General features: G+C 69.7%; 13 protein-coding genes and 1 riboswitch. Of the genes, 12 read left to right on the forward strand and 1 reads right to left on the reverse strand.

The features are described from left to right. The first annotated feature begins 1 nt into the window (after position 1). From ACZ4N5_RS32800 to ACZ4N5_RS32850, 11 genes are all read left to right on the forward strand, one after another. On the forward strand, positions 2 to 133 hold the full coding sequence (locus ACZ4N5_RS32800; protein ID WP_467760714.1) for a DUF6380 family protein: 132 nt from the start codon (positions 2 to 4) through the stop codon (positions 131 to 133). Further along, positions 130 to 1,536 (forward strand): hydroxysqualene dehydroxylase HpnE, encoded by a 1,407-nt coding sequence (gene hpnE / locus ACZ4N5_RS32805; protein WP_467760660.1) that lies wholly within the window; start codon positions 130 to 132, stop codon positions 1,534 to 1,536. Before ACZ4N5_RS32800 ends, hpnE begins: the two co-directional genes overlap by 4 nt. Next, positions 1,533 to 2,663, forward strand: coding sequence for a polyprenyl synthetase family protein (locus tag ACZ4N5_RS32810; RefSeq protein WP_401336748.1), 1,131 nt, complete (start codon positions 1,533 to 1,535; stop codon positions 2,661 to 2,663). Before hpnE ends, ACZ4N5_RS32810 begins: the two co-directional genes overlap by 4 nt. A 152-nt stretch (positions 2,664 to 2,815) precedes the next feature. Continuing rightward, on the forward strand, positions 2,816 to 4,819 hold the full coding sequence (gene shc, locus ACZ4N5_RS32815; protein WP_467760661.1) for a squalene--hopene cyclase: 2,004 nt from the start codon (positions 2,816 to 2,818) through the stop codon (positions 4,817 to 4,819). Further along, a complete protein-coding gene (locus ACZ4N5_RS32820; RefSeq protein WP_467760662.1) occupies positions 4,819 to 5,460 on the forward strand; it encodes a phosphorylase family protein in 642 nt (213 codons plus the stop codon). The genes shc and ACZ4N5_RS32820 overlap by 1 nt, the downstream gene beginning before the upstream one ends. Positions 5,461 to 5,465: 5 nt before the next feature. After that, complete coding sequence (gene hpnH / locus ACZ4N5_RS32825; RefSeq protein WP_328552270.1) at positions 5,466 to 6,488, forward strand: adenosyl-hopene transferase HpnH; 1,023 nt, start codon at positions 5,466 to 5,468, stop codon at positions 6,486 to 6,488. Positions 6,489 to 6,492: 4 nt separating this feature from the next. Next, complete coding sequence (gene ispG, locus ACZ4N5_RS32830) at positions 6,493 to 7,650, forward strand: flavodoxin-dependent (E)-4-hydroxy-3-methylbut-2-enyl-diphosphate synthase (RefSeq protein ID WP_467760663.1); 1,158 nt, start codon at positions 6,493 to 6,495, stop codon at positions 7,648 to 7,650. A gap of 27 nt (positions 7,651 to 7,677) precedes the next feature. Beyond that, the gene (gene dxs, locus ACZ4N5_RS32835) at positions 7,678 to 9,630 is read left to right on the forward strand and encodes a 1-deoxy-D-xylulose-5-phosphate synthase (RefSeq protein ID WP_467760664.1); all 1,953 of its coding nucleotides are present in this window, start codon (positions 7,678 to 7,680) and stop codon (positions 9,628 to 9,630) included. Beyond that, on the forward strand, positions 9,627 to 11,027 hold the full coding sequence (locus tag ACZ4N5_RS32840; RefSeq protein WP_467760665.1) for an aspartate aminotransferase family protein: 1,401 nt from the start codon (positions 9,627 to 9,629) through the stop codon (positions 11,025 to 11,027). The genes dxs and ACZ4N5_RS32840 overlap by 4 nt, the downstream gene beginning before the upstream one ends. Positions 11,028 to 11,230: 203 nt before the next feature. Then, positions 11,231 to 11,869: a helix-turn-helix domain-containing protein gene (locus ACZ4N5_RS32845; RefSeq protein WP_467760666.1), complete on the forward strand. Its 639-nt coding sequence runs from the start codon at positions 11,231 to 11,233 to the stop codon at positions 11,867 to 11,869. A gap of 29 nt (positions 11,870 to 11,898) precedes the next feature. Next, positions 11,899 to 12,015: a DUF6126 family protein gene (locus ACZ4N5_RS32850; RefSeq protein WP_356166334.1), complete on the forward strand. Its 117-nt coding sequence runs from the start codon at positions 11,899 to 11,901 to the stop codon at positions 12,013 to 12,015. Positions 12,016 to 12,038: 23 nt separating this feature from the next. Here ACZ4N5_RS32850 and ACZ4N5_RS32855 read toward each other — a convergent pair whose 3' ends face one another. Next, positions 12,039 to 12,836 carry a tyrosine-protein phosphatase gene (locus ACZ4N5_RS32855; protein WP_467760667.1) on the reverse strand — a complete coding sequence of 266 codons (798 nt, stop codon included), beginning with the start codon at positions 12,834 to 12,836 and terminating at the stop codon, positions 12,039 to 12,041. A gap of 642 nt (positions 12,837 to 13,478) precedes the next feature. Then, positions 13,479 to 13,638: riboswitch (cyclic di-AMP (ydaO/yuaA leader) on the forward strand. A 2-nt stretch (positions 13,639 to 13,640) separates the two neighbouring features. Between ACZ4N5_RS32855 and ACZ4N5_RS32860 the strand changes: the two genes are divergently transcribed. Continuing rightward, on the forward strand, positions 13,641 to 14,537 hold the full coding sequence (locus ACZ4N5_RS32860) for a M23 family metallopeptidase (RefSeq protein ID WP_467760668.1): 897 nt from the start codon (positions 13,641 to 13,643) through the stop codon (positions 14,535 to 14,537). Positions 14,538 to 14,808 lie beyond the last annotated feature (271 nt).

Here is a 14,808-nt window from a genome sequence, read left to right on the forward strand (position 1 = left end):
AATGGGCCAAGGTGATTCCAGCGTCGAAAAGCGGCACGCAACCCTCCGGAGCCGGGCGGCGTCCCTGACTGCAACGGCCTGCCGTGCACCGTTCAACCACCACGGCGCGGCCGCAGGGGAGGGTGCGCGATGAGCGAGGTCGAGTCCACGGACGACTCCGGCCGGGCCACTGCCGTGGTGATCGGCGGCGGGCTCGCCGGGCTCACCGCCGCGCTCGCGCTGGCCGACGCCGGGCTGCGGGTGACGCTGCTCGAAGGCCGGCCGCGCCTCGGCGGTCTCGCGTTCTCCTTCCAGCGCGGCGAGCTCACCGTGGACAACGGACAGCATGTCTTTCTGCGCTGCTGCACCGCCTACCGCTGGTTCCTCGACCGCGTCGACGCAACCTCGCTCGCGCCCCTGCAGGATCGTCTCGACGTGCCCGTTCTCGACCTGGAGGCACCTCCCGGACGACGGCTCGGCAGGATCGGCCGCAGCGCGCTGCCCGTGCCGCTGCATCTGGCGCGCAGCCTCGCGACGTATCAGCATCTGTCGCTCGCCGAGCGTGCCAAGGTCGGCCGTGCCGCGCTCGCGCTCAAGGGCCTGGATCTCACGGATCCGGCGCTCGACGCGCAGAACTTCGGCGACTGGCTCGCCGGGCACGGTCAGTCGGAACGTGCCGTCGAAGCACTGTGGGACCTCGTGGGGGTCGCCACCCTCAACGCGGTGGCCAGGGATTCCTCGCTCGGGCTCGCCGCGATGGTGTTCAAGACCGGTCTGCTGTCCGACCCGGGCGCGGCCGACATCGGCTGGGCGCGCGTCCCGCTGGGCGAACTGCACGACACCCTCGCCCGCAAGGCGCTCGACTCCGCGGGCGTGCGTACCGAGATCCGTACACGCGTCACCTCCGTCTCCCCCTACGAAAACGGGCGTTGGAGCGTTCAGGTTCCCGGCGAGCGCATCGAGGCCGACACGGTCGTGCTCGCCGTACCCCAGCGCGAGGCCCACGATCTTCTGCCCCCGGGGGCGCTCGACGCCCCCGAGCGGCTCCTGGAGATCGGCACCGCGCCGATCCTCAACATCCACGTCGTCTACGACCGGAAGGTCCTCACCGCGCCGTTCTTCGCGGCGCTCGGTTCCCCGGTGCAGTGGGTCTTCGACCGCACCGAGGCGTCCGGGCTCCGGGAGGGTCAGTACCTGGCGCTGTCGCAGTCGGCGGCGCAGGACGAGATCGACGAGCCCGTCGCCGTGCTGCGGGAGCGGTATCTGCCGGAGCTGGAGCGGCTGCTGCCGGGCGCGCGCGGCGCCGGAGTGAAGGACTTCTTCGTGACCCGGGAGCGCACCGCGACGTTCGCCCCCGCCCCGGGCGTCGGGCGGCTGCGGCCCGGTGCCCGTACCAAGGCCCCCGGCCTGTACCTGGCCGGAGCGTGGACCGCCACGGGGTGGCCCGCGACCATGGAGAGTGCGGTTCGCAGCGGAGTCGGTGCGGCGGAAGCCGCGCTGGACGCCCTGGGCCGGCCCCGCGACCACCTCCTCGGACTCTTCGAGGAGGCGGCATGACGCTCGACCGGAGCCTGGCAGGCCCCCGCACCCCCGGTACCGCAACAAGAGGAGAGATTGTGCCCACTGTGCCCCCGGCCGAAACGGCTGCCGACGCGGTGGACGTGACCGCGCTCCTGGAGCGCGGCCGGACCCTGGCCACACCGGTGCTCAAGGCGGCCGTCGACCGTCTGGCGGCGCCCATGGACACCGTCGCCGCCTACCACTTCGGCTGGATCGACGCCGAGGGCAACCCCGCGGACGGCGACGGCGGCAAGGCGGTACGCCCCGCGCTCGCCGTGCTCTCCGCGCAGGCCGCCGGCGCCGCCCCCGAGGTCGGCGTCCCCGGCGCGGTCGCCGTCGAACTGGTGCACAACTTCTCGCTGCTGCACGACGACCTGATGGACGGCGACGAGCAGCGCCGCCACCGCGACACCGTCTGGAAGGTGCACGGCCCGGCCCAGGCCATCCTGGTCGGCGACGCCCTGTTCGCGCTGGCCAACGAGGTCCTCCTGGAGCTCGGCACCGTGGAGGCCGGCCGCGCCACCCGGCGCCTGACCACCGCCACCCGGGCCCTCATCGACGGCCAGGCCCAGGACATCTCCTACGAGCACCGCGACCGCGTCAGCGTCGAGGAGTGCCTGGAGATGGAGGGCAACAAGACCGGCGCCCTGCTCGCCTGCGCCTGCTCCATCGGAGCCGTCCTCGGCGGCGCCGACGACCTCACCGCCGACACGCTGGAGCGCTACGGCTACCACCTCGGCCTCGCCTTCCAGGCCGTTGACGACCTGCTCGGCATCTGGGGCGACCCGGAGGCCACCGGAAAGCAGACCTGGAGCGATCTGCGCCAGCGCAAGAAGTCCCTGCCGGTCGTGGCCGCGCTCGCCGCGGGCGGTCCCGCCTCCGAGCGGCTCGGTGACCTGCTCGCCGAGGACGCCAAGGCCAGCGACTTCGAGAACTTCTCCGAGGAGGAGTTCGCCGCGCGCGCCGCGCTCATCGAGGAGGCGGGCGGCCGCGAGTGGACCGCCCAGGAGGCGCGCCGCCAGCACGCGATCGCCATCGAGGCACTGGACGCCGTACCGATGCCCGAGCAGGTACGGGCCCAGCTCGTGGCGCTCGCGGACTTCGTAGTCGTACGGAAGAGATGATCGTTATCGGTCGAATAAACCTCGCGTAGTCGCCGGCCGGTGCCTTTCCCAAGCTTCGAACCTCGTTCGAGCGGGGGGATATCCATCCGAACGAACGCACCGGCCGACGGCGGACCCACAGCAGAGACACACCACTGCACGAAGGGGAAGCCATGACAGCGACGACCGACGGAAGCACCGGGGCCCTGCCACCCCGCGCTGCCTCGGCCAGCGAAATCCAGCATCAGACCACTCCCGAGGCGGCCGGGACGGTCGAGACCCGAGATGCCGCCACGCGCGCCATGGAGCGCGCCACGGACTTCCTGCTCGCGCTGCAGGACGCCCAGGGCTGGTGGAAGGGCGACCTCGAGACGAACGTCACCATGGACGCCGAGGACCTGCTTCTCCGTCAGTTTCTGGGAATCCGCGACGAGCCGACCACCCGGGGCGCCGCGCTGTTCATCCGCGGCGAGCAGCGCGAGGACGGCACCTGGGCCTCGTTCTACGGCGGTCCGGGCGAGATCTCCACCACCATCGAGGCGTATGTCGCCCTGCGGCTGGCCGGGGACGCCCCGGACGAGGCGCACATGGCGAAGGCGTCCGCGTGGATCCGCGCGCGTGGCGGCCTCGCCGCGGCCCGTGTCTTCACCCGGATCTGGCTGGCTCTCTTCGGCTGGTGGAAGTGGGACGACCTGCCCGAACTGCCTCCGGAGCTCATCTACTTCCCGAAGTGGATGCCGCTGAACATCTACGACTTCGGCTGCTGGGCGCGGCAGACGATCGTGCCTCTCACCGTCGTCTCGGCGAAGCGTCCGGTGCGGCCCGCGCCGTTCCCACTGGACGAACTGCACGCCGACGCCCGTAACCCCAATCCGGTCAAGCCCCTTGCTCCTGTGGCCAGTTGGGACGGCGTCTTCCAGCGCCTGGACAAAGCGCTGCACCAGTACCGCAAGGTCGCGCCGCGCGCCCTGCGCAGGGCGGCGATGAACACGGCGGCCCGCTGGATCATCGAGCGCCAGGAGAACGACGGTTGCTGGGGAGGCATCCAGCCGCCCGCCGTCTACTCGGTCATCGCCCTGCATCTGCTCGGCTACGACCTCGAACACCCGGTCATGCGCGAGGGGCTGGCCTCGCTAAACCGTTTCGCCGTATGGCGCGACGACGGTGCCCGGATGATCGAGGCCTGCCAGTCGCCGGTGTGGGACACCTGCCTGGCGACCATCGCGCTGGCCGACGCGGGAGTGCCCGCCGACCACCCGCAACTCGTCAAGGCCGTGGACTGGATGCTCGGAGAGGAGATCGTCCGGCCCGGCGACTGGTCGGTCAAGCGGCCCCAACTGCCGCCGGGCGGCTGGGCGTTCGAGTTCCACAACGACAACTACCCCGACATCGATGACACCGCGGAGGTCGTCCTCGCACTGCGCCGCGTCCGGCATCACGATCCGGACCGCGTCGAGAACGCCATCGGACGCGGGGTCCGCTGGAATCTCGGCATGCAGTCCAAGGACGGTGGCTGGGGCGCGTTCGACGTCGACAACACCAGCGCCTTCCCCAACCGGCTGCCGTTCTGCGACTTCGGGGAGGTGATCGATCCGCCCTCCGCGGACGTCACAGCGCATGTGGTGGAGATGCTGGCGGTCGAGGGGCTCGCACACGACCCGCGCACCCGCCGGGGCATCGAGTGGCTGCTCGCCCACCAGGAGCCGAACGGGTCCTGGTTCGGGCGCTGGGGCGTCAACTACGTATACGGAACAGGGTCGGTGGTCCCGGCGCTCGTCGCGGCGGGGCTGCCCGGCTCGCACCCCGCGATCCGCCGGGCGGTGGCCTGGCTGGAGACCGTGCAGAACGACGACGGCGGCTGGGGCGAGGACATGCGCTCCTACGACGACATCGCCGGCTGGAGCGGACGCGGCGCCTCGACCGCCTCCCAGACCGGCTGGGCGCTGCTCGCCCTGCTGGCCGCCGGGGAGAGCGACTCCAAGGCCGTGGAGCGCGGGGTGGTCTGGCTCGCGGAGACCCAGCTGACCGACGGCTCCTGGGACGAGCCGTACTTCACGGGGACCGGCTTCCCGTGGGACTTCTCGATCAACTACCACCTCTACCGGCAGGTGTTCCCGCTCACCGCGCTCGGCCGCTACGTCCACGGAGAGCCCTTCTCCGCGGCAAAGGGGGGCTGATGGACAGGCAGCCCGCACCGGACCCGCTCCTGATCGCCTGCGCGCTCGGCATCGAGCACCTCGCCCTGCGCAGCGGCGACCGGAGCGGCGCCGGCGGGCCGGTCACAGTGCTGCGTACCGGCATGGGACCCAAGGCCGCCGACCGGTCGGTCACCCGGGTGCTCGCCGACCCGGCGCTGTCCGCGGCGGCCGTGCTGGCCACCGGCTTCTGCGCGGGGCTCGCCCCGGGCATGCACCCCGGTGACCTGGTCGTCGCCGAGGAGACCCGGGACCCGAGCGGCACCACGCCGTGCGTGGGCACCGATCTCCTGGTCAAGGAACTCGTGCGCGCCGTGCCCGGCCGCACCGTCCACACGGGGCCGCTGACCGGCTCCGATCACGTGGTCCGCGGTCATGAGCGGGCCGATCTGCTCGCGACCGGAGCCATCGCCGTCGACATGGAGTCCGCGGCCACCCTGCTCGGCGCGGTCCGCTCGGGCACGCGTCCCGTTGCGGCCGTACGGGTGGTCGTGGATGCTCCAGAACATGAACTCGTCCGAATCGGCACGGTCCGCGGTGGAATATCAGCTTTCCGTGTTCTTCGTGCAGTGCTTCCCGCTTTTTTCGAATGGCACCGTTCTTTGTCGCTCCCTCGGAGGTGAGCCGTATGGCCATGCCGCTTCGGCAGTCCATGAAGGTCGCTGCATACCTGTTTGAACAGAAGCTCAGGAAGCGGGACAAGTTCGCCCTGCTCGTCGAGTTGGAGCCGCTCTTCGCGTGCAACCTCGCATGCGAGGGCTGCGGCAAGATCCAACACCCCGCCGGTGTGCTCAAGCAGCGCATGCCGGTCGCCCAGGCCGTGGGCGCGGTCCTCGAATCCGGTGCGCCCATGGTGTCCATCGCCGGCGGCGAGCCGCTGATGCACCCTCAGATCGACGAGATCGTGCGGCAGTTGGTGGCCAAGAAGAAGTTCGTCTTCCTCTGCACCAACGCGATGCTGATGCGCAAGAAGATGGACAAGTTCAAGCCCTCGCCGTACTTCGCCTGGGCCGTGCACATCGACGGGCTGCGCGAGCGGCACGACGAGTCCGTCGCCAAGGAAGGCGTCTTCGACGAGGCGGTCGAGGCCATCAAGGAGGCCAAGCGCCGCGGCTTCCGCGTCACCACGAACTCGACCTTCTTCAACACCGACACCCCGCAGACCATCATCGAGGTGCTCAACTACCTCAATGACGACCTGAAGGTCGACGAGATGATGCTCTCGCCCGCCTACGCCTACGAGAAGGCCCCCGACCAGGAGCACTTCCTCGGCGTCCAACAGACCCGGGAACTGTTCAAGAAGGCCTTCGCGGGCGGCAACCGGCGCCGCTGGCGGCTCAACCAGAGCCCGCTCTTCCTGGACTTCCTGGAGGGCAAGGTCGACTTCCCGTGCACCGCGTGGGCGATCCCGAGCTACTCGCTCTTCGGCTGGCAGAAGCCCTGCTATCTGATGAGCGACGGGTACGTGCAGACGTACAAGCAGCTCCTGGAGGAGACCGACTGGGACTCCTACGGCCGCGGCAAGGACGACCGGTGTGCCAACTGCATGGCGCACTGCGGCTACGAGCCGACCGCGGTCCTCGCGACCATGGGCTCCCTCAAGGAGTCGATCCGGGCGGCCCGCGAGACCTTCACGGAAAGCCGCGGGTGACTACATGACCGCCGTTTCCCTGGGCCTCCCCGAGGTACCGGTCCGGCCGATCTCGGAGCGCCGTCTGTCGCGGCGGATCCAGGTCGGACCGGTGGCGGTCGGGGGCGGGGCGCCCGTGTCGGTGCAGTCGATGACCACGACCCGTACGTCGGACGTCGGTGCCACCCTCCAGCAGATCGCGGAACTGACCGCGTCCGGCTGCCAGATCGTCCGCGTCGCCTGTCCCACGCAGGACGACGCGGACGCGCTCGCGACCATCGCCCGCAAGTCGCAGATCCCGGTGATCGCGGACATCCACTTCCAGCCGAAGTACGTGTTCGCGGCGATCGAGGCGGGCTGCGCGGCGGTGCGGGTGAACCCCGGCAACATCAAGCAGTTCGACGACAAGGTGAAGGAGATCGCGCGGGCGGCCCAGGAGGCCGGAATCCCGATCCGTATCGGAGTGAACGCCGGCTCGCTCGACCGGCGGCTGCTGGAGAAGTACGGGAAGGCGACGCCCGAGGCGCTCGTCGAGTCGGCACTGTGGGAGGCGTCGCTCTTCGAGGAGCACGGGTTCCGGGACATCAAGATCTCGGTGAAGCACAACGACCCGGTCGTCATGGTCAACGCCTACCGGCAGCTGGCGGCGCAGTGCGACTACCCGCTGCACCTCGGGGTGACCGAGGCAGGTCCGGCGTTCCAGGGGACCATCAAGTCGGCCGTCGCGTTCGGCGCGCTGCTCAGCGAGGGCATCGGCGACACCATCAGGGTCTCGCTCAGCGCGCCGCCCGCCGAGGAATGCAAGGTCGGCATCCAGATCCTGGAGTCGCTGGGGCTGCGGCAGCGGCGCCTGGAGATCGTCTCCTGCCCGTCCTGCGGGCGCGCCCAGGTCGACGTGTACAAGCTGGCCGACGAGGTCACGGCCGGTCTGGAGGGGATGGAGGTCCCGTTGCGCGTCGCGGTCATGGGCTGCGTCGTCAACGGTCCCGGCGAGGCGCGGGAGGCGGACCTGGGGGTCGCCTCCGGCAACGGCAAGGGGCAGATCTTCGTCAGGGGCGAGGTCATCAAGACCGTCCCCGAATCGAAGATCGTCGAGACCCTCATCGACGAGGCGATGAAGATCGCGGAGCAGATGGAGAACGACGGCGTCGCGTCCGGAGAACCGGCCGTCACCGTGAGCTGATCAGCACGGACCGAGAGGGGGCCCGACGTGACGATTCTGGAGAACATCCGGGGACCACGCGACCTGAAGGCGCTGTCCGAGGCAGAAATCGGTGAACTGGCAGAAGAGGTGAGGGAGTTCCTGGTGCACGCGGTCGCCAGGACGGGCGGTCACCTCGGACCCAATCTGGGAGTGGTGGAACTGTCCATCGCCCTCCACCGGGTCTTCGAGTCGCCCGTCGACCGCATTCTGTGGGACACCGGCCATCAGAGCTACGTGCATAAATTGTTGACGGGGCGTCAGGACTTCTCCAAGCTGCGCGGCAAGGGAGGCCTGTCCGGCTACCCCTCGCGCGAGGAGTCCGAGCACGACGTCATCGAGAACAGCCACGCCTCCACGGCGCTCGGCTGGGCGGACGGGCTCGCCAAGGCCCGCCAGGTGCAGGGCGAGAAGGGTCATGTCGTCGCGGTCATCGGCGACGGGGCGCTGACCGGCGGTATGGCGTGGGAGGCGCTGAACAACATCGCCGCCGCCAAGGACCGACCGCTGATCATCGTCGTCAACGACAACGAACGCTCGTACGCGCCGACGATCGGCGGCCTCGCGAACCATCTGGCGACCCTGCGGACGACCGACAGCTACGAGCAGGTCCTGGCCTGGGGCAAGGACGTCCTGCTGCGCACCCCCCTCGTCGGCAACACGATCTACGAGTCGCTGCACGGTGCGAAGAAGGGCTTCAAGGACGCGTTCGCGCCGCAGGGCATGTTCGAGGACCTCGGGCTCAAGTACGTCGGCCCGATCGACGGTCACGACGTGAGAGCCGTGGAGTCCGCGCTGCGCCGGGCGAAACGCTTCCACGGCCCCGTACTCATCCACTGCCTGACCGAGAAGGGGCGCGGCTACGAGCCGGCGCTCGCGCACGAGGAGGACCACTTCCACACGGTCGGGGTGATGGACCCGCTCACCTGCGAGCCCCTCGCGCCGTCCAACGGCCCTTCCTGGACCTCCGTGTTCGGCGACGAGATCGTCAGGATCGGCGAGGAGCGCGCGGACGTCGTGGCCATCACGGCGGCCATGCTGCATCCGGTGGGGCTCGGGAAGTTCGCCGAGCGGTTCCCCGACCGGGTGTGGGACGTCGGCATCGCCGAGCAGCACGCCACGGTGTCCGCGGCCGGTCTCGCGACCGGCGGGCTGCATCCCGTCGTCGCCGTGTACGCGACGTTCCTCAACCGGGCCTTCGACCAGCTCCTCATGGATGTCGCGCTGCATCGCTGCGGTGTGACCTTCGTCCTCGACCGGGCCGGGGTCACCGGCGTCGACGGTGCCTCGCACAACGGCATGTGGGACATGTCGATCCTCCAGGTCGTGCCCGGCCTCAGGATCGCCGCGCCGCGCGACGCCGACCAACTGCGGGCCCAGTTGCGGGAGGCGGTCGCCGTCGACGACGCGCCGACCCTGATCCGCTTCCCCAAGGAGTCGGTCGGTCCGGCGATCCCCGCGGTCGACCACGTGGGCGGGCTCGACGTCCTGCACCGGGGCGAGCGCCCCGAGGTGCTGCTCGTCGCGGTGGGCGTCATGGCCCCGGTCTGCCTCCAGACCGCCGACCTCCTGGAGTCCCGCGGCATCGGGTGCACCGTGGTCGACCCGCGCTGGGTCAAGCCCGTCGACCCGGCGCTGCCCCACCTCGCCGCCGAGCACCGGCTCGTCGCCGTCGTCGAGGACAACAGCCGGGCCTCGGGCGTCGGCGCTGCGGTCGCACTGGCCCTCGGGGACGCCGAAGTCGACGTACCCGTACGGCGGTTCGGCATCCCGGAGCAGTTCCTCGCACACGCCAAACGGGCCGAGGTACTGGCCGACATCGGGCTCACCCCCGTCGAGATCGCCGGGCGGATCAGCGCCGACCTGGCCATCAAGGACGAGCGGGCCAAGACCGCGTACGAGCTGTCGAAGGCCGCCGGCCAGCCGGCCGAGCACGAGTTGTCCAAGGAGAAACAGGAATGACCGACCCTGTGGAGAAGGGGGAGTTCGACCTCGGCGCGCTCCTCGCCGAGCGCGGAGCCGAGCGCTACGAACTGCACACGAAGTACCTGAACCACCAGCTCCCGCGCATGCTGCACACCATCGGCTTCGACAAGGTGTACGAGCGGGCCGAGGGTGCGCACTTCTGGGACGCCGACGGCAACGACTACCTGGACATGCTCGCCGGGTTCGGGGTGATGGGCCTCGGCCGCCATCACCCCGTCGTCCGGCGCGCGCTGCACGACGTCCTCGACGCCTCGCTCGCCGACCTCACCCGCTTCGACTGCCAGCCGTTGCCGGGCCTGCTCGCGGAGCGACTGCTCACCCACAGCCCGCACCTGGACCGGGTGTTCTTCGGCAACAGCGGTACGGAAGCGGTCGAGACCGCGCTGAAGTTCGCCCGGTACGCCACCGGCCGACCACGGATCCTGTACTGCTCGCACGCCTTCCACGGGCTGACCACCGGCTCGCTGTCCGTGAACGGCGAGGACGGTTTCCGCGACGGCTTCGCACCGCTGCTGCCCGACACCGCCGTCCCGCTCGGCGATCTCGACGCCCTGGCAAGGGAGTTGAAGAAGGGCGACGTCGCCGCGCTGATCGTGGAACCGATCCAGGGCAAGGGCGTCCACGAGTCCCCGCCCGGATATCTGCGCGCCGCCCAGGAGTTGCTGCACCGGCACAAGGCCCTGCTCATCGCGGACGAGGTGCAGACCGGCCTCGGCCGCACCGGGGACTTCTACGCCTATCAGCACGAGGAGGGTGTCGAACCGGACCTGGTGTGCGTGGCCAAGGCGCTCTCCGGAGGCTATGTGCCGGTCGGCGCGACGCTCGGCAAGGACTGGATCTTCAAGAAGGTCTACTCCTCCATGGACCGGGTCCTCGTGCACTCGGCGAGCTTCGGTTCCAACGCGCAGGCGATGGCGGCGGGGCTCGCGGTGCTCTCCGTGATGGAGAACGAGCAGATCGTCGCCAACGCCCGGATCACCGGCGAACAGCTGAAGTCCCGGCTGGCGGCCCTGGTCGACCGGTACGAGCTGCTCAGCGACGTACGCGGCCGGGGTCTGATGATCGGCATCGAGTTCGGCCGGCCCACGTCCCTCAAGCTGCGCAGCCGCTGGACCATGCTGCAGGCCGCGCGCAAGGGCCTGTTCGCGCAGATGGTCGTCGTCCCGCTGCTCCAGCGGCACCGCATCCTCACTCAGGTCTCCGGCGACCACCTGGAGGTGATCAAGCTGATCCCGCCGCTGATCATCGACCAGCAGGACGTCGACCGGTTCGTGGAGGCCTTCACCGCGGTGATGGAGGACGCGCACAGTGGCGGCGGCCTGATGTGGGACTTCGGAAAGACCCTGGTGAAGCAGGCGGTGGCGAACCGCTGAGACCCGGCCGTTCCGGCGGGCCGCTGTCGTCGCGGCGTGGACGCGGATGCAGGCGCGGCGTCCGACCCGGGTCTGAACGCGGCGTCACCACTGCCGAGGGCTCGGCGTCGACTCGGCCGTAGACCCGGCGTCGACACCGGCGGACTCTTTGCCTCTGGGGCAAGAAAATTGCCCCAGAGGCAATCGTCGGGCTCAATGGTCATATGAGCCCTGTGGATCCAGGGGCGGTCGACGAGCCGCCCGCCGAGCTGCACGCCGTGGCGCCCCAGCTGCGTGCGCTGCGCCGCAGCGCCTCCCTCACGCTGGAGGCCGCCGCCCGCGCAGCCGGACTCTCGCCCGCCCACCTCTCCCGTCTGGAGACCGGGCAGCGCCAGCCCTCGCTGCCGATGCTGCTCACGCTGGCCCGTGTCTACGGTACGACGGTCTCCGAACTGCTCGGCGAGACGGTCGCCGACCGTGACGCGATCGTGCGGGCCGCCGACATGGAACCGGCCCCGGCGGGCGGCTGGACCTACTGGCAGGCCGGTGCCGCCGGCCGCGGTATGCAGGCGCTGCGGGTGCACGTTCCGTACGGCTCGCAGGGCGACATCGTGCGCGTCCATCCGGGCGAGGAGTGGCTGTACGTCCTCCAGGGGCGGCTCAGGCTGCGCCTCGGGGACACCATGCACGTTCTCGCGCCCGGGGACAGCGCCCACTTCGACTCGCTGACCCCGCACCGCATCGCCGCCGCCGAGCGCGACGGAGCCGAGCTCCTCTTCGTACACACCCTGCTGCAGAGTCCCGTCGCCGCGCTGTGCCTCGGCCCGGCGACGGGCCACCCCACCTCGGGAGAGACGTCATGACCGAACCCACAGAACCCCGCCGCCGGTCCATGGAGGAGAAGTTCCCGCGCGCCCTGTGGGTGCGGCTGATCATCTACGTCGCCGTCGGCCACCTCTTCGCGGCCTTCATCTACCTGCTCTTCACGCTGGGCGCGCAGAACCAGTAGAAACCGCGGGCCGGACGCCCGGCTCAGGCCAGCAGCCGCTCGCGCAGGCGCTCCCGCAGCTCCGGCGTCATCCCCAGCCCCTGCTCCAGGTAGGCGTCGACGCTACCCCAGGTCTCCTCGATCGTCTCGAAAGCGGCCGTCAGGTACTCGGCACGTGCGTCGAAGAGCGGGCTGAGCAGTTCCATCACCTCGGGGGAGTACGCGGAGGCCGAGGTGTTGTTGCGGTGCACCCGGTAGCGGCGGTGCGTGGCGTTCGACTCCAGGTAGTCGGCCACGATCGCGTCCCGCTCGACGCCGAGGGCGAGGAGGGTGACGGCGATGGACAGCCCGGCGCGGTCCTTGCCGGCCGCGCAGTGCATCAGCGCGGGCACGCTGTCCTCGGCCAGCGCGTGCAGCACCTGGGAGTGCTCGGCCGTGCGCTCCTTGATGATCGTGCGGTAGGAGCGGATCATCCGGTTCGCGGCCTTGCCGTCGCCGAGGATCGCGCGCAGCTGGTCGAGATCGCCGTCGCGGACCATCTTCCAGAACTCGCTGCCGTCCGCCGGGTCGCTCAGCGGAAGATTCACGTTCCGTACGCCCGGCAGTTCGACGTCCGGGCCCTCCAGCTTCTGGTCCGCGGCATTGCGGAAGTCGAAGATCGTGTGGAGTCCCAGGGAGGCGAGGAACGTGGCGTCCTCCTCCGTGGCGTGGGCGAGGTGGCCGCTGCGGAACAGGTGCCCGTCACGCACTCGCCGGCCGTCCGCGGTGGGTAGGCCACCCACGTCGCGGAAGTTGCGCACTCCGCCGAGATCGGGCTCGGTCGACGGGACCTGCTGCGTCACGGGGGGCTCCTCTCATTCGGCCGCCGGCGTCGCCGGGCTGGACTCGGCGTCGCTCGTCGGCAGTTGTGTCCGGCTCGCGCTCTCGACGATACGACATGGGTTCCTGAGGCAATGAGTTGTCCACAGGCGTCACCTCCCAGGCGGGACACGGCGGGACACCCTTGGTGACGTTGCTCCACGGGCACGCATGTTCGAATTTAACGAGAGGTCGGCCGACCCTCCGACCGCACGGTCCTGGCGGGGCGAATTATGCCGAGATGCGGCATTACTGCATGCCGTTTTGTGCGCTTACCGGCTCAGAGGTCCTGATGTGATGGTTGTCCGCCGAAGTCGCATCTGGCGGTTCTGTCCGAATTGGTGCCTTCATTCCAACTGGCCCTGGAATAAAGCACCCTGGGCCGAGTCGCGTGAGGAGCGTCATATTCGTGACGATGCGTTGCCGTCCTCATTTCTCAACCCGCACGCATTTCCGGGCGAGTTGAGCGGTCCGAAAGATCGTCATTCCACAGAGTGTGACGGCAATTCCCGCATGGATCAAGAAAGGTGAGCGCGCAGATAAGGCACATAGTTGTCGACGCGCTCTCATCTCGCTTACGTTCTGCCTCAATCCGGACGGACGCCCAATCCTGCCGCCGCCCGGAATCCGCACACTCACCCGTACACGGCAGGAGCGGGGGACCCACAGGTTCCGTGCCTGATCCGGTCTCCGGAACAGGCTAGGGGTAAAGCCGCGCAGCAGCGCGGCCGGGCATCTCCAGCCCGCACCCGACAGCTCACCCCGCAGGCGCCGGAGAGGAAATCGTCATGCCCGCGAAGGGTAAGCACCGCCGTCCCAAGTCCTTTCGTTTCACCCGCTCGATAGCCGTGGCCGGAACCGGTGGCGCGGCGCTCGCGCTGCCTCTGTTGGGTGCCACGGGCGCCCACGCCGCGACCCCGGCCACGGCCGTCACGCAGCACGTCGAGAAGGCCGCGACCACCGCTCCCGTCGTCAAGAAGTCCGCCACGACGAAGACGAAGACGTACGCGGTGAGGTCCGGCGACTATCTCTCGAAGATCGCCGACGAGCAGAACGTCACCGGCGGCTGGAAGAAGATCTACTCCGACAACCGCTCCGCCATCGGCAGCGACCCGTCGCTGATCCACCCCGGTCTGAAGCTGTCGCTCGGCAAGAAGGCCGCCTTCGCCGGCGCCCACTCGGCCACCCGGACGACGACCTCGGCGGCGAAGACCGGCCACGCGACCCCGGCCACCGGCACCGCTGCCTCCAACGGCGCTTCCACCAGCAGCAGTTCCGGCTACACCCTGCCTGTCGAGGGCGGCACCGTCGGCACCGGCTACAAGGTGGCGGGCAGCATGTGGTCCAGCGGCTACCACACGGGCGTGGACTTCGTGGTCCCGACCGGCACCACGATCAAGTCCATCGCCGCGGGCACCGTCGTCTCCGCGGGTTGGGGCGGCGCCTACGGCAACCAGGTCGTCATCCAGCACGCCGACGGCAAGTACTCCCAGTACGCCCACATGTCGTCCCTGTCCGTCTCGGCGGGACAGACCGTGACCGAGGGGCAGCAGCTCGGCCTCTCCGGCGCGACCGGCAACGTCACCGGACCGCACCTGCACTTCGAGATCCGCACCACGCCGGACTACGGCTCCGACGTCGACCCGGTCGCGTACCTGCGCTCGCACGGTGTCGCCGTCGGCTGACGCCTCCCCTGAGCTCCAGACGCTTGCCCTGCTCCTGACGGCAGGACTGCCTCCGAAGGCCGGACCCCATGATCCCCGGGGTCCGGCCTTCGGTGGTTCCCGCCACCGGGCACGTGACCGTGGTTGAGCGAGGCATGTGACTCCCGCCGAGCGATTCCCCGCCATTTCCACGGCATGGGGGTGATCGCTGCTTCAACACCCTTGATCCGAGCCCTATTCCAGAGTTGACCAATGCTTGGCGAGTGGCTTATCTCACCGTCCGTCAACCCTT

The organism is Streptomyces sp. NPDC026500, assembly GCF_055567635.1.

Coding starts and splice junctions, on each gene's coding strand:
- ACZ4N5_RS32800 (WP_467760714.1), top strand. CDS start 2: ATGGGCCAAGGTGATTCCAGCGTCGAAAAGCGGCACGCAACCCTCCGG.
- hpnE (WP_467760660.1), top strand. CDS start 130: ATGAGCGAGGTCGAGTCCACGGACGACTCCGGCCGGGCCACTGCCGTG.
- ACZ4N5_RS32810 (WP_401336748.1), top strand. CDS start 1,533: ATGACGCTCGACCGGAGCCTGGCAGGCCCCCGCACCCCCGGTACCGCA.
- shc (WP_467760661.1), top strand. CDS start 2,816: ATGACAGCGACGACCGACGGAAGCACCGGGGCCCTGCCACCCCGCGCT.
- ACZ4N5_RS32820 (WP_467760662.1), top strand. CDS start 4,819: ATGGACAGGCAGCCCGCACCGGACCCGCTCCTGATCGCCTGCGCGCTC.
- hpnH (WP_328552270.1), top strand. CDS start 5,466: ATGGCCATGCCGCTTCGGCAGTCCATGAAGGTCGCTGCATACCTGTTT.
- ispG (WP_467760663.1), top strand. CDS start 6,493: ATGACCGCCGTTTCCCTGGGCCTCCCCGAGGTACCGGTCCGGCCGATC.
- ACZ4N5_RS32840 (WP_467760665.1), top strand. CDS start 9,627: ATGACCGACCCTGTGGAGAAGGGGGAGTTCGACCTCGGCGCGCTCCTC.
- ACZ4N5_RS32845 (WP_467760666.1), top strand. CDS start 11,231: ATGAGCCCTGTGGATCCAGGGGCGGTCGACGAGCCGCCCGCCGAGCTG.
- ACZ4N5_RS32850 (WP_356166334.1), top strand. CDS start 11,899: ATGGAGGAGAAGTTCCCGCGCGCCCTGTGGGTGCGGCTGATCATCTAC.
- ACZ4N5_RS32860 (WP_467760668.1), top strand. CDS start 13,641: ATGCCCGCGAAGGGTAAGCACCGCCGTCCCAAGTCCTTTCGTTTCACC.